The following is a 19695-nucleotide window of genomic DNA, read 5'->3' as shown; positions in this document are numbered from 1 at the left end:
CCTGTCCTGATCTATCGAGGGCTCTCGAAATTAACCAAACCGGTCAGCGGCCTTACTCTCTGTGGCGGACCTGTGCCTACTGTGCCGCCACCGCCTGCACCGGTTCGATCCGGGCTGCGCAGAACTTGAACTCGGGAATTTTCCCGAAGGGATCGAGCTGCGGATTGGTCAGGACGTTGGCCGCGGCCTCCGCGAAGCAGAAGGGGATGAAGAGCATTCCCTCGGGCACGTCCCCATCCTGGCGGACCTTGAGCAGGATCGTGCCGCGCCGGGTCTGGACCTGAACGTAATCACCCGGCTCCACGCCCATGCGCAGAATATCGCGCGCATTCACCATCACGACGGCTTCCGGCTCCAGCATGTCGAGCGCGGTGGCCCGGCGGGTCATGGCGCCGGTGTGCCAGTGCTCGAGCATCCGGCCCGTGGTCAGGACCATGGGATAGTCGTTGTCCGGCAGCTCATCCGGCGGAATCAGCTTGGCTGGAACGATCTTGCCGCGGCCGCTGGTGGTGGGGAAGCCGTTAACAAAGATGATCTCGTTGCCCGGCTCGTCCGGCGCATCGCAAGGGTAGGTAACCGAGTCCTCGCGCTCCAGGCGGTCCCAGGTGATGTTGTTCAGCGACGGCATGACCTGCGCCATCTCGGCGAAGACATCCTTGGGGTGCAGATAGCTCCAGTCGAGGCCGATACCCTGGGCCAGGGCCTGAGTAATCCACCAGTCCTGACGGGCTTCGCCGGGTGGGGGCACGACCTGCCGGGCCAGTTGGACCTGACGGTTGGTGTTGGTGAAGGTACCGGTCTTTTCGGCATGGGCCGAGGCCGGCAGGATCACGTCCGCATGCCAGGCGGTCTCGGTCATGAAAATGTCCTGAACCACGAGATGCTCGAGCTTTGCGAGCGCTTGCCGGGCGTGGTTCTGGTCCGGGTCGGACATGGCCGGGTTCTCGCCCATGATGTACATGGCTTTGACCTGGCCGTCGTGGATTGCGTTGATGGTCTCCACCACGGTCAGGCCGCGTTTCGGATCCATGGGTTTGCCCCAGAAGGATTCGATGGATTCACGCACTTCGTCCGTCTCGACCGAGCGGTAATCCGGATAGAACATCGGGATCAGGCCGGCGTCGGACGCACCCTGAACGTTGTTCTGACCGCGTAGGGGGTGCAGCCCCGTGCCCGGCCGGCCGACCTGGCCCGTGATCAGCGCCAGCGTGATCAGGCAGCGCGAGTTATCGGTGCCGTGCACATGCTGGGAGATGCCCATGCCCCAGAAGATGATCGAGGTGCGGGCGGTTGCATAGGTGCGCGCGACGTCCCGGATGACGGCGGCTTCAATGCCGCACACCTTCTCCATCTCTTCCGGCGAATAGTCCTTTACCCGCTCCTGGAGTTCCTCGAAGCCCTCGGTGTTGGCCTGAACGTACTGCCGATCGTAGAGCTCTTCCTCGATGATCGTGTAGAGCATGGCATTGAGCAGAGCCACGTCGCGGCCCGCCTTGAACTGCAGGCTGTGGCTGGCGTAACGCGAGAGGTTCTGGCCGCGCGGATCCATGATGATCAGTTTGGTGCCGCGCTTGGCCGCCCGCTTGAAGTAGGTCGCCGCCACCGGGTGGTTCTGCGCCGGCCGCGCGCCGATGACGATGGCGCATTCCGCATCGTCGATGGCCGTGAAGGGCGCCGATACCGCGCCGGAACCGACCGTCTCCATCAGGGCGGCCACGGAGGAGGCATGGCAGAGCCGGGTGCAGTGATCGACGTTGTTGCTGCCGAAGCCGGTGCGCACCAGCTTCTGGAAGAGGTAGGCTTCCTCGTTGGAGCCTTTGGCGGAACCGAATCCGGCCATGGAGAAGGGCCCGTGTTCGTCACGGATAGCTCTCAGACCGCCGGTGGCCCGTTCCAGGGCTTCCTCCCAAGTGGCTTCCCGGAAGACGGCGCTATAGTCGCCATCCCGCATCTCGGCCTGCCAGTCCTTAGGGGCATCGTCCCGGCGGATCAGCGGTTTGGTCAGGCGGCCCGCGTGGTCGATGTAGTCATAGCCGAAGCGGCCTTTGACGCAGAGCCGGTTTTCGTTGGCCGGTCCGTCCCGTCCGTCGACAGAGATGATCTTGTCGTCTTTGACATGGGCCGTGGTTTGACAGCCGACACCGCAGAAGGGGCAGAGCGTGTCCACATCCCGGTCTTCGAACTCCGTGCGCACGCCTTGATCGTTTAGTAGGGAAGACTCCATGAGAGCGCCGGTCGGGCAGGCCTGAACGCATTCGCCGCAGGCCACGCAGGTGCTTTCACCCATCTCGGTGTCGAAGTCGAAGATGACCTTCGCATGTCCGCCGCGGTAGGCCATGCCGATGACGTCGTTGACCTGGACCTCGCGGCAGGCGCGCACGCAGAGGCCGCAGTTGATGCAGGCATCCAGATGCACGGACATGGCCGTGTGACTGATATCGGGCGCATGATGCTCTTTGGCCGGGAAACGGCTTTCGGTGACGCCGATGTCCGAGGCCCAGTTCCAGAATTTGGACTCCGGATCATGCGCGACCTCGCGCGCCGGCTGATCGGCGACCAGCAGCTCGAACACCAGTTCGCGGGATTTCTTGGCCCGGTCGCTGGCGGTGTTGACCTTCATACCCTCGGTCGGGGTGCGGATGCAGGAGGCGGCGAGGGTACGTTCACCCTCGATCTCCACCATGCAGACCCGGCAGTTGCCGTCTTCCCGGTAGCCGGGTTCCGGCGAATAGCAGAGGTGCGGGATCTCCACGCCCTGGCGCTGCGCCACCTGCCAGATGGTCTCGCCGTCTTGGGCGGTCACGTCCTGGCCGTTGAGGTTGAAAGTGACGGCTGAAGTCATGGTGTCGTTTCCTCCGGACATCACAGATCCTCCGGGAAGTATTTCATCACGGTGAGCAGGGGGTTCGGCGCGGCCTGGCCCAACCCGCAGATCGAGGCGTCGCGCATCACGACCGAGAGGTCGTTGAGCAAGTCCTGATCCCACTTGGGTTCGGACATCAGTTTGACGGCTTTTTCCGTTCCGTTGCGGCAGGGCGTGCACTGGCCGCAGCTCTCGTCCTCGAAGAAGCGCATGAGGTTGAGTGCCACATCCTTCATATTGTCCTGATCCGACAGGATCACCACGGCGGCGGAGCCGATGAAGCTGCCATATTCCTCGAGCGTTCCAAAGTCGAGCGGGATATCGCCCATGGAAGCCGGCAGAACACCGCCAGATGCGCCGCCGGGGAGGTAGCCTTTGAAGCTGTGGCCGTCGGCCATGCCGCCGCAGTATTCCTCGATCAGTTCGCGCACGGTTATGCCCGCTGGCGCCAGTTTAACACCCGGCGACTTGACCCGTCCGGAGACAGAGAAAGAGCGCAAACCCTTACGGCCGTTGCGGCCTTCGGAGGAAAACCACTCGGGGCCGCGCTCGACCAGATCGCGCACCCAGTAAACCGTCTCGACGTTATGGGTCAGGGTCGGAAGACCAAAGAGGCCTTTTTCGGAGGGGAAGGGCGGTTTGTGACGGGGCAGGCCGCGCTTGCCTTCGATGGATTCGATCATCGCTGACTCTTCGCCGCAGATATAGGCACCCGCGCCCCGGCGCACTTCGATGCGCCGTCCGGCGGTCAGGCCCGCCGTCTCCAGCTTGGCAATTTCCCGCTGCAGGATCTCGATGACGGCCGGATACTCGTCGCGGATATAAACGTAGATGGTCTCGACCTCAGCCGCCCAGGCGGCAACCAGCATGCCTTCCAGGAAGCGATGCGGGTCGGATTCCAGGTAAAAGCGGTCCTTGAAGGTGCCCGGCTCGCCCTCGTCGCCGTTGATGGCGAAGAGGCGGGGTTTGGGCTGCTGCCGCACGATCTTCCATTTCAGGCCGGCGGGGAAGCCCGCACCGCCCAGACCGCGCAGGCCGGAGTCTTCCATGACCTTGATCAGTTCGTCGGGGGTCTTTTGCCCGGCGAGGCAGTCGCGCAGCAGGCTGTAACCCCCGTCGTTCTGATAAGCTTCGAAATCCTTGTAGGCGGGAATTTCCGGGTGAGTGTGTTTGCTTTCGACCGCGCTGGTGATGTTCTCGACGTTGGCGTTATCGACATGATAATGCCCGACCTCGGCGACCGGCGCCGTGTCGCAGCGGCCCATGCAGGGCGCGCGGACCACGCGGATCGACGCACCGGAATTGGCTTTGAGGCCTTCGAGCAGAGCCTGCGCGCCCTTCAGCTCGCAGGTCAGGCTGTCGCAGACCCGCACGGTGATCTCGTGATCGACTTTCTCGCCGTCCTGGACGATATCGAAATGGGCATAGAACGAGGCAACCTCGTAAACCTCTGACATGGGCAGCTTCATGATGTCGGCCAGGGCATGCAAATGCCCGGCCTTCAGGCTGCCGAACTTGTCCTGAATCAGATGCAGGTGTTCGATCAGCAGATCCCGCTGGGTCGAGCGCTCGTCGAGCAGCTCCAGGATCTCATCGAGGTCTCTTGGATCGAGTTGACGGCCCTTGTTGAAGGCCGGTGCCTTCCGCCGTCCGGAACCGGGATGAATCTTACCGCTCGCCCCTGTCACTCCACTTGCTGCGCCCTGCGCCATCTTCTCTCCACCTCTGTCTACCGCTTCGCAGCGGCTTATTTCAGCGCACGCCTGATTCCCCTGGCATGCTGAATCTCAAGCAATATTGCCGAGATGCCGGAAAAATAAGCAAATCGCTATTTCGAATGAGGTAATAGGGGAAGCTGATTACATTGCCGTTTAAGCAATAAGCGCCCTGTAAACATGACTTTAGGTTGAGGGCTCACCTGCGATGCCCTCCTGTGATGCCCACTGGCGTTCGAAGGCTCTCGGCGCGGGATGAGCCCTCATGGTCAAAAGAGTGTCAGGTCACTCTAAACCTTTGCTTTTAAGAAAACTCATGAGAGTCGGAAAACCTGGATGCTTTATCAGGCTAATGTTTTCCCATTCGGAAACCGTGTGTTGGAGCTGAGCGTACAGCTTCGACAGGCTGGTGAAGAACTCAGTCAGACCCTCATGGGTCTCTCCTTCAAAATACTCTAGATTGGGATCGAAGACCTGCCAGCTCTTGTCCGGGTTCACGGCGATCCCAACGGCGTGAGCGCCGCCCTTGGCGAAATTTAAGACGATGTAGTGGGCTCTGCCAGGCGCACTTGTGCTGACAGCGAGTGTTTTCTCGACGTTTGGGTCGGCGGCGTTGGCTTTCGCAATGAACCCGGTGTAGGGGCTGACCCCGGTCAGGGCTTTGAATTCGGCATAAACGTCGTGTTCCCTGACGCCCTCCTTAAACTTCTCGTCGAATTTATCCTGTACCAGTTTTGCGTAGTAAACGTTGTTCGTCATCAAGTCCTCGGTGACGCGAACGCCCAAGTAGTAGAGTTGAGCGAAGCGTATGACCAGGCCCGCGCAAACTCCCTTGTCTGCGGTCCTATCGTCGTAGCTTTTCGCCAGCACAGCCTTCTGCTGAAATGCGAATACCACAAAGTCATTCAAATCCATCGAAACCTCCCGTTGTTTGGCCGCAGCAACCCATCAGCAAAACTGCTGAGTTAAGGGCCATGACGTTGCGGCATCCGACTCGAGATGTTGGTGCGCGGGTCAGGGATTTTGATGAGTCAGTTTTAGACGTATGCCTATACAAAAATGTATGAACGCGGTCGGTGATGACGCGCCAATTAAGTGCTCTGCCGGAAGGTCAGGGATGCAGGATCTGCTTCGCCAGCTCGACCGCGCGGTCCCAGGAGATGCCGTCGACCACGTCGCCGTAGAGCGGGTGGTCGCATTCGTGGGGGAACACCAGCGGGCGCGTGCCCTTGTCCTGCCACTCGACGTTACAGGCAAGATGCTCGAGAGGTTCGCCCTCGCCGGTGCGCTTGTAACCGGGCATGGTGACCGCCAGCCAGCCGAAGCTGCCGTCTTCGGCCTGGTTCTCGTGGAAGGTATCGATGTAGCGGTTGAAGCTCTTCTCGCTCTGGCTTACCCAGACACCCCAGCAAAAGGGGTCTTCCGCGTCGTCGATGGGGATCTCCAGGGTGGCCCGGATGAAAAAGCTCTCGCCGTTGATAACGCAGGTGTCTTCGGTCAGTTGCGCCTGCGTCGTGCGCTCGCTCTTGGTTAAGCGATAGTAACTATAAGGCGCATCGTTTGCGAATGAGGGCGATCCCTTGTGCAGGTCTCCGCAGAGATCACACTGGAATTCAAAGGGTTTGAAAGGGTCGCTACCTGCGGTTAACCAACTCAAAGCCATTTTATCTTTCCTGAGCGTGTTGTGTTTCCGGCAATATGCACAGGAAGAGTTTAAGAATAGCTGAGCGTCGCGAGCCTTTGCGGGATATGCCTAAGCCTTTCAACCGGCATCACAAAGAGGGCACAGGCGAGGGTTTCTTTTTGTCCCTATAGTCCGGTCCCATGATCGATTTCTTAAGGCTGCGCCGCCGATTTTTCCTTCCGGTTATCATCGTCTCCATTGCCGCATCGCCAGTGTTGACCGCCGAGCAATCTCAGGCAGACCAACGTCAGGCAGATCAACATCAGGCAGATCAACATCAGGCCGGCCAGCTTAGGACTGAAACGCCCCTGGATGCGCCACTTGCCAATGCGCTTCAGCGGGCAGCCGCTTCCGCGGATCCCAACGCCTTTGACGCGGCGGTCCGGCAGGCACTCGAGACGAACCCCGAACAGCAACCCGCGATCCTGCGCCTCGCCATTGTCCTGAGGCCCGATTGGGCTGCCGCGCTGGTGGGTTCCCGTCTGGCCGCGAAACCTGACCCGTCCGGGCCCGGCAGAGCCCTGACCCAGCGGGCAGTCCCGGCCACTACTGCCGGAGTGGCGCCTATACCCGCGCCTGATACCGAGGCCCCACCGGAACCGGCGGCGGCACCTGCAGCGAAAGCACCCTCCAACCCGGCCTTTACCGGCAGTGTGGACTTCGGCGGCATCCTGCGCACCGGCAACACGGAGAACGCGGGCGTAAAAGGACAGTTGAAGCTCGGCTACAAACCGGACCGCTGGGAACACAAGGGTAAGGCGGAGGCTTCTTATCTCAGAAGCGAGGCCGAAACCCTCGAGCAGCGTGCGGTGCTGGAGTACGAGGTCAATTACGAAATCACGGACAGGCTTTTTGCATTTGGCCTGGCCAACTACACGGATGATCGTTTCAGCGGTTTCGATTTCGAGACCTTGAGCTCCGCTGGCCTGGGGGTGCGTCTGTTCGAGGGAGATCCCGTGACATGGGAAGTCACGGCCGGTCCCAGCCTGCGCTATGCCGAATTCTCGGATAGCGACGAGAGCGAGACCGCGCCGGGCGCTCGCTTTACCAACGATGTCAGCTGGCAGGTTTCGGAGAACGCTTTGCTGGCCAATGAAACCGAGGTGCTGTGGGATCGGGAACGGGTCACGCTGGAGAACGATGCAAGCGTGAAGCTGCGGATTGTCGAGAAGCTTTCGGGCAAGCTCTCACTGAACACCCGTTACCGCAGCAACGTGCCCGAAGATACGAAAAGCACCGACACCACAACCCGCGCGTCGATCGTTTATGACTTTTGAGGGATGTGCCGAAGTCTCTCCGATCCGTCGAACCGCAATGTCCGGCTATTGCATCTGAGAGAAGCGGACCAGAAGACTGCCTTCCCCGTCTTTCAGTGAGAGTTTGTCGCCCGTAATTGCAAACTGTTCCGAGCTGTCCAGCGCATTCAGGAACCGCATTTCCTGCTCGTCGATCATGTCGCCGCAGGCTTTGCGGGTCGCGCCCAAAGGACCGATCTCGATGCTGCCCTCCGGCCCGGTTACCGGATCCAGTTCCATGGGGCCGAAGAAGCGGTTGCATCCGCCGTCGCCGCCGACCCGGTCCTCGCTCTCAATCACCAGGGTAAGGCGGGTGCCCGGCATCACCTTGCCGCCATTCAGACTGTCGACGAACCAGTCGCCGACTACGCTGAGCGTCTCATCAGGTTCCGGCAAAAGGCGCTCCAGCTGCGCAATCCGTTCGCGGGTCATGTCGATCCAGCAACCCAAAAAGAAATCACCGGAACCGGTGCCCGCACCGGCCTGCAGCTCGTCCTGGTGACAGTTCAGATCGCGGTAGAGTTCGAAGGCCTTTTGGGCGCGTTGCAGTGTACGGCTTGCCTGCCGCTGGCCGACGATATCGTCGATTTCCGCCTGCGCCTCCAAAGCTTCGTCATAGCTATTCGCGAGGCTTCCGTCGACGTCGCTTTTCAGCGTGCGCAGGCAATCTCCAAGTTCGAGCTGATTATCGGATCCGGCCCAACATTCGTCGAGTGCAGACTCAGCGGCCGAGGCGCTTGTGGAAAGGGTGATGACTAAGACTGTGGCTGCGATGGCATAGGTCGGTTTCATGCGAAGTCTCCATCTTGATTGATGCGAGCCTGATCGGACTTTGTGCCCCCAACACTTGGGATTTCCGGGTAGGAAGATCCATAGTTGTGATGCATAAGTCTATGCTGAAGCGACGCCTGTGGGAACTGAGCGAGATCAATGCGCTGAATCCTCTATCGCGTCACCTTATTAACGGAGGCTGTGACCCGCTTCCACCTGGCAATACCTGCATAGAGAGGCTGCGAATTGATGACGGAAAAGACACACACCAAAACGGGAACTTGTGCCAAAACGGCGATGCTGAGTCTGGCTGCTTTTGGCGTGCTGCTGATGAGCGATACGGTGACGGACCGGATGCCGGCCTACGCGGCCAGTGACTCCAAGGAGGCATCCAGCGATATGCAACCGGCGTCTCCCCAGGCCATGGTGCTGCCGTTGGCGGACGTCGCGCATGGCCGGCAGCTCTTCGTTTCCAAGGGCTGTGTGATCTGCCATTCGATCAACGGAGTTGGCGGTCGCGCTGCGCCCGCGCTCGATGCCATCGCGTTTGAACAAGGCGACGAAGTGCCCGCGGTCGATCCGCTCGATTTCGTCGCGCGCATGTGGCGCGGGGCTCCGGCCATGCTTGACCTGCAGGCCATCGAGCTTGGCTACCAGATCGAGCTCACCGCCAATGACCTCGTCGACCTTGCGGTCTTCGCCAGTGACGCAGGCGCACAATCGGATTTCACTCTGGAGGATGTGCCTGAGCCCATGTGGGACTGGATGCTCAACGAACCCTACTGGGAAGACGAGAGCTGGCCGGAGCGGCTGCTGGAAGGCTTCCCCGACAGCGAGGACAGCGACACGGCGGACTGACGCCAGCCTGCACCGGTCTTTGCAGCACGTCACAGGCTCGCGCGATTTTGGCAGAGGATCTCCACCGGAGACCTCTGCCGCTTCCTCGCATCGTTGAGTAAGGCCGTTACAATTCGTCCGCAGGCGGGCTCGGACGCGTAAAAATGAAGATCGCAACCCCAAGCAAAACGGCGACCTGAAGCATGAGAGCCTCTTTTGGCGCACCGCCCAGCCAGGCGATCACGAAAGCCAGGATCAAGGCAATGGCCGCCATCCATTTCGCTTTCTTCGAGATCGCCCCGTGATCGCGCCACTCCAGAATGGGCGGGCCGAGCCGAGGGTGCGCCAGCAGCCAGTCGTGCAGTTTCTGCGACCCGCGGCTGAAGCAGTAGGCGGACAAAAGCACGAAGGGCGTTGTCGGCAATAGCGGCAGGAAAACTCCGATCACCCCGAGCACAAGGGATATCAGACCGGCGACCTGCCAAAACAAACGTGCGCTGCTTACGAGCACTCTTGCTCCCCTCAATTTCCGCCGGTCTTCCGTCGCGCGAGACACGCGCGCGGTCAAGACCAGCCTGATATCGGCCAAAGACCTGCGTCAGGAACCGGTGACAAGCTTCAGCCGCAAAACCCGGCGCGGGAGCTTAATCCCGGTTGGCCGAATAAGTCGCAGGGCGAAAGCGCGCAGGGCAGTTTTCGATTCCCTGCGGCTGGCGTCAACCTGACTATCAACAGGCCATCATTGAACCAATGAAGCGCAACTGCACACTCACGATCACAGGTTCAAGTCCCGATGACGATCCAAAACGTGGCTTTGCCTTGCGTTCTAAACGAAACTCGAAGACCCCCTCCAGGTGGTTGATAACCGCCTTTTGCGCGGCCAAGCTATTTTTTTCTGCCTTGAGGAATTTTTTTCGTCTTTGAATCGTTGTCTGGTCACATCCGGCACTGAACGCGGTGTTGATAACAGAATGAGATTAAAATGACCCTAAAACACTGGCAGTGCCGTCTTGCAACCCCTGCGGATGAGGTCCATGTCGTTGCGCTTCAGGTCGAATGCACCCATCAATTGGGGCTCGCGTTTCACAAGGACTTGCTGCTCAGCAGTTACATCCGTGAAATCGGGGGCCTCGACAAGGATCTGATCAACCGCCGAACCTATTATGTCGTGGAACAAGACAACCACATTATCGGTTCCGGCGGCTGGAGTGACCGCAGGGGGCGGCCGGCATCCGACTTGGAGGCGCAGAAATCGAAGTTTCTGCCGCCATGCATCTGTACGGTTTTTGTCGATCCGGACTACATCCGGCGCGGTGTCGGAACCGCCATATTGAACGCCGCCGAGGAAGATATCCGACTGGCCGGGTATCATTCCGCCGAACTGGTGACCATTCTCTCCGCCGTGAATTTTTACGCTTCGCACGGTTACAGGAAACTGGATAACTCCGTTGTTGAACTCTCCAACGGCTCCCTTCTGCCGGCTATCAGGATGAGTAAGCATTTTGATGATCACAAGTCGGGGGATGATGTAAAAGCGAGCGATGGGGCGAAGAAGGGCGGGGACACGCAGCCAGGCAGCGGCTCTCATTCAGAGAGCTGAGGTTCAGCTTCGCCGCCGCGCTATGAACCGGCGCCGAATGTTTCGAGCTGACGGCTTTCGCGCTTCGGCAAACGGCCCTCGATCAGATCCCGTTTCGCCGCGATCGCACCGGCAATGAAGTCACGAAAAGCGCGCAGCCGGGCCGTGTCGCGCAGATCGGGGTGGCTGAGCAGCCAGATATCGAAGTTGGGCTTGGGCGGACTCAATCCGACGCGGTTGAGCAGGGGGTCCAGGTCACCCAGGAAACAGGGCAGGAGGGCGAGACCCATCCCGTGACGGGTCGCCTGATATTGAACCATGACGTCGTTGATCCGGTCGCGCGCTGGTGTCTGGGGAAAAGCGCTGTTCTTGACCCAACCTGGAAAGGCCTCCCGGTCGCCCCAGCCGATCCATCGCGCTGACGCCGGATCGGTCTCGAGCGACACGCTCTCCAGATACTCCCGCGTCGCATAGGCGGCACTGTGAAAGCGGGCAATACGCCGTCCGACCAGATGCTCGGGCGGGCTCTGGCCGATCCGCACCAGCCGGATCGCCACGTCGGCCTCACGCCGGGTCAGGTCAGCGAAGTCATGAGATGTGATGATGTTCAGATCTATATCGGGATAGTCCCGGCCGAAGCGCACGAAGTCCGGCATCAGCAGTCCCTCGGCCACCACGTTCGGCATGGTGACGCGTATTTCACCCGAGAGCTTGGCGTCGGTACCCAAGACCCTGCGCTCGATGCCCGCGATTTCTTCTTCGACCTTTTCAGCGGCCTCGATCATTTCCTCGCCGGCTGCTGTCGGCGCGTAGCCTTCCGCCGTCCGGTCGAAGAGCCGCACGCCCATCATACCCTCCAGCTCGACAATGCGCCGCGCAACGGTGGAGTGGCTGACACCAATCGAGGTTGCGGCTGTCCGGACCGACCGGTGCCGCACCAGTGCCAGAAAAAACTTCAGATCATCCCAATTGGTCACACGATTTCCACTGTAACAGATTTGAACCACATTGTTCGAGATATGGTCGTTGCGTGAGCAAATGGAAGCTTCAATATGGCGAGGCATTCGACGGGGCGGCGACCCGACTGTGAGAACCGAGTACCCAAAAGGAGCCATCCCGTGAGTCAGTCACTGCAGTCCGCCCGGCGGTCCGGGGCGTTGGGCGAGTCATACCTCAAAGTCAGAAACGAAACACTTGCTCTCGCGCGTGGTCTCTCCGACGCCGATGCGACCGTACAATCGATGGAGGACGCCAGCCCCGCCAAGTGGCACCTGGCCCACACCACCTGGTTCTTTGAGACCTTTCTGCTCGAAACGCAGCTTGCTGGCTACCAGTCCTTCGACCCTTCTTTCTGTTATCTCTTCAATTCCTATTACGAACAGGTTGGGGCACGCCATCCGCGCCCGCGCCGTGGGATGTTGACCCGGCCGTCGCTTGAAGAGGTTTGGACTTACCGGGAGCATGTTGACGGCGCCATGCTGCGTCTGCTGGAGACCGAACCGGCAGAAGACATTCTGAATCTGGTTGAGCTTGGCCTCAATCACGAGCAACAACACCAGGAATTGCTGCTTACCGACATCCTGCATCTTTTTGCCCAGAATCCTCTCAGACCTGCCTTTCATTCTCCCGAACCGCTGGCAGTTGACGAAGAAGGTCCCGCCGCGCTGAGCTGGAAAAGCTTTGACGCCGCGATGGCCGAGATTGGCCATGAAGGTGAGGGATTTGCGTTCGATTGCGAAGGGCCGCGCCATGACGCCATCATCCGGCCCTTCAAGCTGGCGTCGCGTCCTGTCCTGAACTGTGAGTGGCTCGAGTTTATGGCCGATGGCGGCTACCGGACACCGACTCTCTGGCTCTCGGACGGCTGGGCCATTGCAAACGAGCGCGGCTGGAACGCACCCTTCTATTGGGAAGACCGCGCGGGCGAGTGGCAGGTCATGACCCTGCGCGGGATGCAGCCGGTCGACCCTGCCGCACCTGTTTGTCACGTCAGCTATTTCGAAGCCGATGCCTTTGCGCGCTGGACGGATCGGCGGTTGCCCACAGAGGTCGAGTGGGAACATGCTGCTTCCCTTCATAAGCTGCAGGGTAACTTTGCGGACAGCGGCCGCCTGCGTCCGAAACCGCCCGTGGCCGGGCAGGGTGATGACGAGCTCTTGAGCCTTTTCGGCGACGTTTGGGAATGGACACAGAGTCCCTACACGGCTTACCCACGCTTCAAGGCCTCGGCCGGTGCGGTGGGTGAATACAACGGCAAATTCATGAACGGCCAGTATGTTCTGCGCGGCGGTTCCTGCGTGACGCCGGGCGGTCATGTCCGCGCGACCTATCGGAACTTCTTTCAGCCCGACAAACGCTGGCAATTCTCCGGCCTCAGGCTCGCGGACGACCTATGAGCACCCTGGAACGGCCCGAGGCCGGACTGCGGCGTGCAAAGCCCGCAGTCATCGATGAAGTCTTCGCCAGCGATGTTTTGGCCGGACTTTCGAAGCCCCAAAAGGAACTGCCCTGTCGTTGGTTTTACGACACGCGCGGGTCGGAGCTTTTTGAAGCGATCACCGGTCTGCCTGAGTACTACCCCACCAAAACGGAGGCGAAGATTCTGACGGCCTGTGCCTTGGAGCTGAGTGGTCTCGCCGGGCCGCGGGTTGCGATGATCGAATATGGGGCTGGGGCCGCGGTCAAGACCCGTCTGCTCCTCGATGCGTTGGAAGCACCGCTTTACTATGCGCCGGTCGACATTTCCGCGGCGTTCCTGAGAGGGGTTGCTGAGAATCTGGCGCGCGAATATCCGGCGATCGCCATGCGCCCGATTATCGGGAACTTTCTTTCCGATCTCGAGATTCCGACAGAGCTGCAAACCGCGCAAAGACGGCTCGGCTTCTTTCCGGGTTCGACGATCGGCAATCTTAGTGACGATGAAATCACAGCCTTTTTCAGGCGTGCTCGCCGCCAGCTGGGCGAGGACGGTATGCTGGTGATTGGCGCCGATCTTCGCAAGAGCCCGGACATTCTCATCCCGGCCTATGACGATTCGGCGGGCGTGACGGCGGCCTTCAACAAGAATCTTTTGGCGCGGATCAATCGTGAACTGGGCGGAGATTTCGACCTGGAGCGATTCAGCCACAAAGCGGTCTGGAACGATGCGGACAGCAGGATCGAGATGCATCTCGTCAGCGACATCGCTCAATCCATTACGCTGCTCGGCAAAAGCTTCGATTTTGCCGGGGGCGAGAGCATTCACACCGAGAACTCCCGTAAATTCTCGGTGCCGGGGTTGCAAAGCCTGGCCGAAGACTGCGGCTGGCGGCCGGTACGGGTGTGGGAAGATCCTCAAAAACTCTTCTCGGTTCAGATGTTCGGCTGACCGATGCTCTTCGAGGCTGGCCCTCTTCAGACAAGCAGCTGTTGACTGATCGCTGACCAAATCGGTACTAGAGAGTCACGATGAGGGCAGTCACCTGCGCTGGCAGGTGATGTTCTACATTTCCAGAGAGACTCATTTCGTAATTTCAATAAAGTGAGCTGACGCCCGAACGGGCGACGGCACTTTGGTGGCCGTGGTTGCACATGCTTCTGCAGTGAGGTGCTGTGCCGACCGTAGGGAGGAAGAGAAGAATGAATACAGGACGTCCGATCGATCATATTGTTCTAGCGGTCCATGACCTGGATGCCGCCGCTGCAGTCTACCAAGAGCTCGGCTTTACACTGACGCCGCGGGCCACCCACGAAGACCGCATGGGAACCTCTAACCGTATTGCGCAATTCGCCGGCAAAAACTTCATCGAAATTCTCGAGGTTGACCGTCCTGACAAGCTGGAACCGCATGACTTCTCAAAGGAACCGCCGTTTTTCAGCTTCGGCGGCCAGAGTAAAGCGCTTCTGGAGGAACGCGAGGGGATCTCGATGCTGGTTTTTGCAGGTGAGGATGCCCATGCCGACGCCGCCCGTTTCAACGCGGCCGGCGTTCCGACTTACGAGGTCTTCGACTTCGACAGGAAGGCGCGTCTGCCGGGTGGTGACGAGGTGACGGTTTCCTTCTCTCTGACCTTCGCGACCTCGCCTGATATGCCGGAGATCGCCTTTTTCGTCTGCCAGAACCGGGCGCCGCAGTACTTCTGGAAACCCGAGTTTCAGCAGCACGAAAACGGCGCCCAGGTGATCTGCGCGGTTTACATCGCGTCGCCGGATCCGGCACGGGATGCGGCTTTTGTCTCCAGGATGTTCGATGGCGAGGTCTCGGGCATTGATGGCGGCAAGGCGGTTGCCTGTGGGGCAGGGCAGGAGGTTCGTATTCTGACCCCTGAGGCCGCAATGGAGCGCGATTCTTCCCTGAAGCTCACGAGCGAGTGCAGCCCGGTGTTCGTCGGAATTGCGCTCACGTCGCGCGAGCCGCGTGTAACCACGCCGGCCGCGGCAGCCTGTGGCATATTCATCGAATGGATTGAGATCTCATAATTGCCGGCGGCCCTGCCTTAGGATCGCCACATCTTGACGTTATTGCCCTCGGTTCCAAGGTGTAGAGGCTCGTATCAATGCGGGAAACGGGCCTCTATTCCAGGCTATTAAGGGTGTTTGCGGCAAGATGAGACGGGATTTTGACTGACCGGTTGAGTATAAATGAGCGGGCGCGGAGTTTCAGGTTGAAGGCCGTTCTGCTTGTGCTGATCAGTTGGGGAGCGGCGCTTTTAGCGGCAGCCCTGGCGTTTGGCTTTCTGGCCCCCTGGTTCCCGGTCGCGGATTCCTTCGCGCACTTCCGCTTTCACCTTTTGGTGGCCTTGGCTATTTCGGCAGTCGCGCTTGGGCTGCTGCGCGCACCGGTTCATGCGATGTTGGCCGCTGCGCTGATCCTGCCGGGAATTGGCGGTCTGGCGCCGGCACTGCCTGCGGCGCACACGTCATCCATGCCCGACAGTGAGCCGGCCTTTACGCTTGTTCAACTCAATCTCAACTTCCGCAATCGAAACGTTCGTGACGCCATTACGATGATTCGCGAGAAAAACGCTGATGTTGTAACGTTACAGGAGGTCTCTTCCTACGTGTGGGTCGAGGTTGCCAGACTTTTCAAAGACTATCCCTACAACGTGGTTTGCCAGTTTGGGCGCGTCGGGGCCGTTGCGGTTTTCTCGCGTCTTCCATTTGAGCAGGAAACCGGCTCCAGACGGGGGTGCGTGGTTGGGGACGGACTTGGCTGGATCCGGGTGATGGTCGGCGATCGTCCCGTTACGGTCGCGAGCCTGCATTTGAAGTGGCCTTTTCCGTTTGGTCAGAGCGCGCAGCTCGATCGTCTGGAGGCGCATTTGCAGGCTCTGCCCGGCCCTGTCGTAGTCGGCGGCGACTTCAATGCGGCACCCTGGAGCCACTCGGTTAACCGGGTTGGAGGCGCTGCGCGCGCTTCGGTGATTGAAGGCCTGCGCCTGACACTTTACCGCCCCTCGCTGAAGTGGGTGCCCGGGTTGGGCCTGCCCATCGATCATGTGCTTGCGGCACCTGGCATGGCAACCTACAGCATAAAGCGGGGGCCCTACGTGGGATCCGATCATTTGCCGGTGATTGCGCGCCTGGGGTTTGAGCCCGAAGACGGCCGCGCGCAAGAGCAGTAGAGCAAATCCGCGCAATCAGGCTTGCAGCAGAGCTTTCAAATCGCTCTGCGGATCCGCAACGAGATTGCGGGTGGGCGAGATACCCTTCTGCAGGAGCCGCTTGGCGGTCATGAAACTGCGGGCATCGTTCATGGCATCGACCGCAAGCAAGCGCTCATCTTTGTAGTACCAGACTGATATGGCTTGATCCCGGGTGCCGGGACGGATGACGCTATCGCTGTAGCCTCTGTTCAGGCCGGCGATCTGAAGTTTCACGTCGTATTGATCCGACCAGAACCAGGGCACGGGCTGGTAGTCGGTCTCGTGACCGGCAAGTGTTGATGCAACAGCCTCGCCCTGATCTGTTGCGTTCTGCACCGATTCCAGCCGCGTGCGCTGGCCGTTCCAGATAAAGCTTGCGCAGTCACCGGCGGCCAGGATGCTGGGATCCGAGCTGCGGCAGGCGGCGTCGACCACGATCCCGCCGTTTACCTCAAGTCCGGCGGCTTCCGCCAGTTCCGAACGCGGATTGATTCCAGCACCGACGATGACGAAGTCGGCCGCAAGTGTTTCGGTCTCCGGATGGCCTGCTTGCGAAAGCTCGACCTGCGAGACCCGGCCGGCGTCACCCGTCATGCAGATCAACTGCGTGCTTTCAAGAATACGCACGCCGTGCCCCTGATGAAGTACCCGAAAGTAGTCTGAGGTTTCCGGTGCGGCGACGCGCTGTAATATGCGTTCGGCCATCTCGACCAGCGTGACCTCAAGGCCGAGCTGTGCGCCGACCGCAGCGGCCTCCAGGCCGATGTAACCGCCGCCGATAATGGTAAGGCGCCGGCCGGCAGTGAAGAGCGGGGCAAGCTTGTCGGCATCGGCCACATCGCGCAGCGTGTAAACCCCTGACAGCTCACCGCCGATCGCCGCCGGCAAGCGGCGCGGCTCGCCGCCGGTTGCCAGAACAAGGTCGCTGTAATCCTGAGTCGACCCGTCGGCCAAGCGGATCCGCTTTTCCGCCCGCTCAATGGCCTTGACGCGTTGCCCGAGCTTAAGTTCGACCGCGTGTGCCGGATACCATTCCGAGGGCCGCACCATCAGGTCGCTCAATTCGAGTTCGCCCCGCAGGTACTTTTTTGACAGGTTTGGGCGTTGATAGGGTGCGTGCTGTTCATCGCTAAAGAGGACGATGGAGCGCTCGTCGCCGAGGGACCGCAGTTTCAGGATCATGGAAGCCGCTGCTTGGCCGCCGCCGATTACCACGAGAGGCGCGCGCGAGGTCATGCCCGCGGATCAAGCGCCAACCGCCAGACTCCCTGAAACGCCGCCATCGTATTTCCTTCCAATGGTCTCTTTAGACCTGACGGTCTCTTCAGGCCTAGGGGTCTCTTCAGGATGAGCCGGCCGTCTCCCCGCGGGCTTTCACGCGCAGATAGATCGACGCGGTGTACAGCAAGAGGAAGTAGAGCATGATCATCTCGCGATGTTCCTGAAACCCGATACTGTAGCCTTCGCCGCTGAGCAAATCGGTTTGAACCATCAGCCGGTCCAGCAGCCAGACGATCAGGAAACAAACCGCCGTCACCCGCACGACGGAGTTCGGCCAGAGCCAATACCAGTCACCTTCGACGTTCTCGATCTTCACGCCCCGGTAATGGCTGAAGAGCGGCCAGACAATACCTGAGAGCACGATTCCGACGCCGATAATAGTCTTGGGGATCCGGTCGAGCGAGAGATGCAGATTATGCAGATTGGTCTCGTTCTGGCGGTTGGCTTCTCCGATCCACTGGGGGGTGTCCCATTTGAAGAGGTGCTGGCCCCAACTGATCTCCTCACCCGCAATGTAGAAAAAACCGAGCGCGAAAAGCAGCATGAAATAAGTCATCCAGGGGCGCGGGCAGGACTTCCGGTTGGCTACCACCAGAAGGGCGAAGACAAAGCCGAGAACGCTGAAGAGCACCGTGGCGTGTTCAATGAGGCCGGCCTCGGTGATCATGCGGGTGCGGTAAAAACTGTAGTCCTCGCCGATCAACAGCGCGGCAAAGGGAACGACGACCAGAAGAATAGGGATCACGAGCGTGAAGGTCCGGGTCAGTTCCAAAGACTCGTCGTGGGGCGAATTGATGGCCGTCATGTTGCAATAACACTCGCTTGATTGGTGAAACGGGAGTCCTGTAGCGGCATGCTCTCGCGAACGCAAGTGTCGAAAGCGGCACTGCGGGCGATTGTCAGCAGGCCCTAAGGAATCATCATTGTAAAAATCCGATCTTTCTGCAATCACCCCTATCGGCGTAAGGGCGACTGCAATAGACTCTACCCGATTGACCTCAGCGTCAAATCCACATTTGCATAAGCAAGAAGACCGGGACAGCCGTGCAAGAGAAAAAGATATCCGCGAGTGGCCGGGGCGCCGGCATGGCGATGCTGGCCTACGGCGTATTCGCCACCCACGACGCGGTGATTAAAAGCCTGGGCGCCAACTACGCGGTCTTTCAGATCATCTTCTTCTCGGTGCTCTTTGCTTTTGTGCCGGTCATGGTGATGCTGCTGGTCGACCGTTCCGAGGCGAATCTGCGGCCGCACCATCCCTGGCTGGTGGTGGTGCGCACCTTTACCATGATGACCTCCATGGTCTGTGCCTTTTACGCCTTTTCGGTGCTGCCCCTGGCGGAGACCTATGCGTTGCTCTTCGCCACGCCTCTGATGATCACCGCCCTGTCCGTGCCGCTGCTGGGCGAGACCGTGCGTCTGCGCAGATGGATCGCGGTCTTCGTGGGCCTGATCGGCGTGCTCGTGATCCTGCGGCCGGGTTACAGCGATTTCAGCCTGGGGCACGCGGCGGCGCTCACGGCGGCTACTGCGAGCGCCTTCTCGGGGATCATCGTGCGCAAGATCGGCTCCGAGGAGCGCAGTGCCGTCCTTATTCTCTTTCCGATGCTGGCGAACATTCTCTTCATGGCGATGCTCTTGCCCTGGGTCTATGTGCCCATGCCGCTGACCGACCTCGGCCTGATGGCTTCGGTTGGCTTGCTCAGCATGGTGGCGCAGCTTTGCGTCATCGGCGCGTTTCGTGCCGCACCGGCGGCCATGGTGGCACCCTTTCAGTATTCCCAGATCATCTGGGCGGTCCCCTTCGGTTTCTTCCTTTTCGGCGACGTTCCCGACCTTTGGGTTGCGGCGGGCACAAGCATCATCATCGGCAGCGGTCTCTTCGTCGTATGGCGTGAAAACCGGGCGGAGGTCTCCGATACCGCACCGGTCTCCAGCACCCGCAACGCCCGGCCCGACGCCGGCCCGATGCCGCGGCCACGGGAAAAGGACCACGTCCTGCCGTGAGTGGTTGAAAGGCAAGTTCCACCTGAAGACAGCGGTTTT

General features: G+C 60.1%; 17 protein-coding genes. 8 read left to right on the top strand and 9 right to left on the bottom strand.

All coding sequences use genetic code 11. From position 1 onward, the window contains the following. Positions 1-76: 76 nt before the first annotated feature. The 4 genes from fdhF to FKG95_RS26485 all read right to left on the bottom strand — a co-directional run bounded on the left by fdhF (position 77) and on the right by FKG95_RS26485 (position 6241). Positions 77-2863: a formate dehydrogenase subunit alpha gene (fdhF, locus tag FKG95_RS26500; protein WP_246116911.1), complete on the bottom strand. Its 2787-nt coding sequence runs from the start codon at positions 2861-2863 to the stop codon at positions 77-79. After that, a complete protein-coding gene (locus FKG95_RS26495) occupies positions 2863-4575 on the bottom strand; it encodes an NAD(P)H-dependent oxidoreductase subunit E (RefSeq protein WP_142899475.1) in 1713 nt (570 codons plus the stop codon). Before FKG95_RS26495 ends, fdhF begins: the two co-directional genes overlap by 1 nt. A 288-nt stretch (positions 4576-4863) precedes the next feature. Then, a complete protein-coding gene (locus FKG95_RS26490) occupies positions 4864-5493 on the bottom strand; it encodes a YopT-type cysteine protease domain-containing protein (RefSeq protein ID WP_142899474.1) in 630 nt (209 codons plus the stop codon). Between the two features lie 196 nt (positions 5494-5689). Then, a complete protein-coding gene (locus tag FKG95_RS26485) occupies positions 5690-6241 on the bottom strand; it encodes a DUF2199 domain-containing protein (RefSeq protein ID WP_142899473.1) in 552 nt (183 codons plus the stop codon). Positions 6242-6402: 161 nt separating this feature from the next. Here FKG95_RS26485 and FKG95_RS26480 point away from each other — a divergent pair, with 161 nt between their 5' ends. After that, on the top strand, positions 6403-7539 hold the full coding sequence (locus tag FKG95_RS26480; RefSeq protein WP_142899472.1) for a DUF481 domain-containing protein: 1137 nt from the start codon (positions 6403-6405) through the stop codon (positions 7537-7539). Between the two features lie 45 nt (positions 7540-7584). On the opposite strand, the gene FKG95_RS26475 is transcribed toward FKG95_RS26480, so the two are convergent. Next, a complete protein-coding gene (locus FKG95_RS26475) occupies positions 7585-8349 on the bottom strand; it encodes an META domain-containing protein (RefSeq protein ID WP_142899471.1) in 765 nt (254 codons plus the stop codon). A 228-nt stretch (positions 8350-8577) separates the two neighbouring features. Here FKG95_RS26475 and FKG95_RS26470 point away from each other — a divergent pair, with 228 nt between their 5' ends. Further along, complete coding sequence (locus FKG95_RS26470; protein WP_142899470.1) at positions 8578-9186, top strand: c-type cytochrome; 609 nt, start codon at positions 8578-8580, stop codon at positions 9184-9186. Positions 9187-9292: 106 nt separating this feature from the next. On the opposite strand, the gene FKG95_RS26465 is transcribed toward FKG95_RS26470, so the two are convergent. Continuing rightward, positions 9293-9676, bottom strand: coding sequence for a YbaN family protein (locus tag FKG95_RS26465; RefSeq protein ID WP_142899469.1), 384 nt, complete (start codon positions 9674-9676; stop codon positions 9293-9295). Between the two features lie 471 nt (positions 9677-10147). Between FKG95_RS26465 and FKG95_RS26460 the strand changes: the two genes are divergently transcribed. Continuing rightward, positions 10148-10765 carry a GNAT family N-acetyltransferase gene (locus tag FKG95_RS26460; protein ID WP_142899468.1) on the top strand — a complete coding sequence of 206 codons (618 nt, stop codon included), beginning with the start codon at positions 10148-10150 and terminating at the stop codon, positions 10763-10765. A 20-nt stretch (positions 10766-10785) separates the two neighbouring features. On the opposite strand, the gene FKG95_RS26455 is transcribed toward FKG95_RS26460, so the two are convergent. Continuing rightward, on the bottom strand, positions 10786-11721 hold the full coding sequence (locus FKG95_RS26455) for a LysR family transcriptional regulator (RefSeq protein ID WP_218940382.1): 936 nt from the start codon (positions 11719-11721) through the stop codon (positions 10786-10788). Between the two features lie 141 nt (positions 11722-11862). Here FKG95_RS26455 and egtB point away from each other — a divergent pair, with 141 nt between their 5' ends. From egtB to FKG95_RS26435, 4 genes are all read left to right on the top strand, one after another. Continuing rightward, positions 11863-13140, top strand: coding sequence for an ergothioneine biosynthesis protein EgtB (gene egtB / locus FKG95_RS26450; protein WP_246116910.1), 1278 nt, complete (start codon positions 11863-11865; stop codon positions 13138-13140). Then, positions 13137-14111, top strand: coding sequence for an L-histidine N(alpha)-methyltransferase (egtD, locus tag FKG95_RS26445; RefSeq protein WP_142899465.1), 975 nt, complete (start codon positions 13137-13139; stop codon positions 14109-14111). Before egtB ends, egtD begins: the two co-directional genes overlap by 4 nt. 251 nt (positions 14112-14362) lie before the next feature. After that, entirely contained in the window at positions 14363-15202 is an 840-nt protein-coding gene (locus FKG95_RS26440) for a VOC family protein (RefSeq protein WP_142899464.1), read from the top strand. Between the two features lie 185 nt (positions 15203-15387). Next, positions 15388-16347: an endonuclease/exonuclease/phosphatase family protein gene (locus FKG95_RS26435; protein ID WP_142899463.1), complete on the top strand. Its 960-nt coding sequence runs from the start codon at positions 15388-15390 to the stop codon at positions 16345-16347. A 15-nt stretch (positions 16348-16362) separates the two neighbouring features. Here FKG95_RS26435 and FKG95_RS26430 read toward each other — a convergent pair whose 3' ends face one another. Both FKG95_RS26430 and FKG95_RS26425 read right to left on the bottom strand, forming a co-directional pair. Continuing rightward, positions 16363-17604, bottom strand: coding sequence for an NAD(P)/FAD-dependent oxidoreductase (locus FKG95_RS26430; protein ID WP_142899462.1), 1242 nt, complete (start codon positions 17602-17604; stop codon positions 16363-16365). 106 nt (positions 17605-17710) lie between these two features. Beyond that, positions 17711-18454: a hypothetical protein gene (locus FKG95_RS26425; protein WP_142899461.1), complete on the bottom strand. Its 744-nt coding sequence runs from the start codon at positions 18452-18454 to the stop codon at positions 17711-17713. Between the two features lie 239 nt (positions 18455-18693). Between FKG95_RS26425 and FKG95_RS26420 the strand changes: the two genes are divergently transcribed. Next, a complete protein-coding gene (locus FKG95_RS26420; RefSeq protein WP_218940381.1) occupies positions 18694-19656 on the top strand; it encodes a DMT family transporter in 963 nt (320 codons plus the stop codon). The last annotated feature ends 39 nt before the right edge of the window (positions 19657-19695 follow it).

This window comes from Denitrobaculum tricleocarpae, assembly GCF_007004665.1.
Lineage (GTDB): Bacteria > Pseudomonadota > Alphaproteobacteria > Kiloniellales > Kiloniellaceae > Denitrobaculum > Denitrobaculum tricleocarpae.
This window is presented reverse-complemented; position numbering and strand designations above follow the sequence as displayed.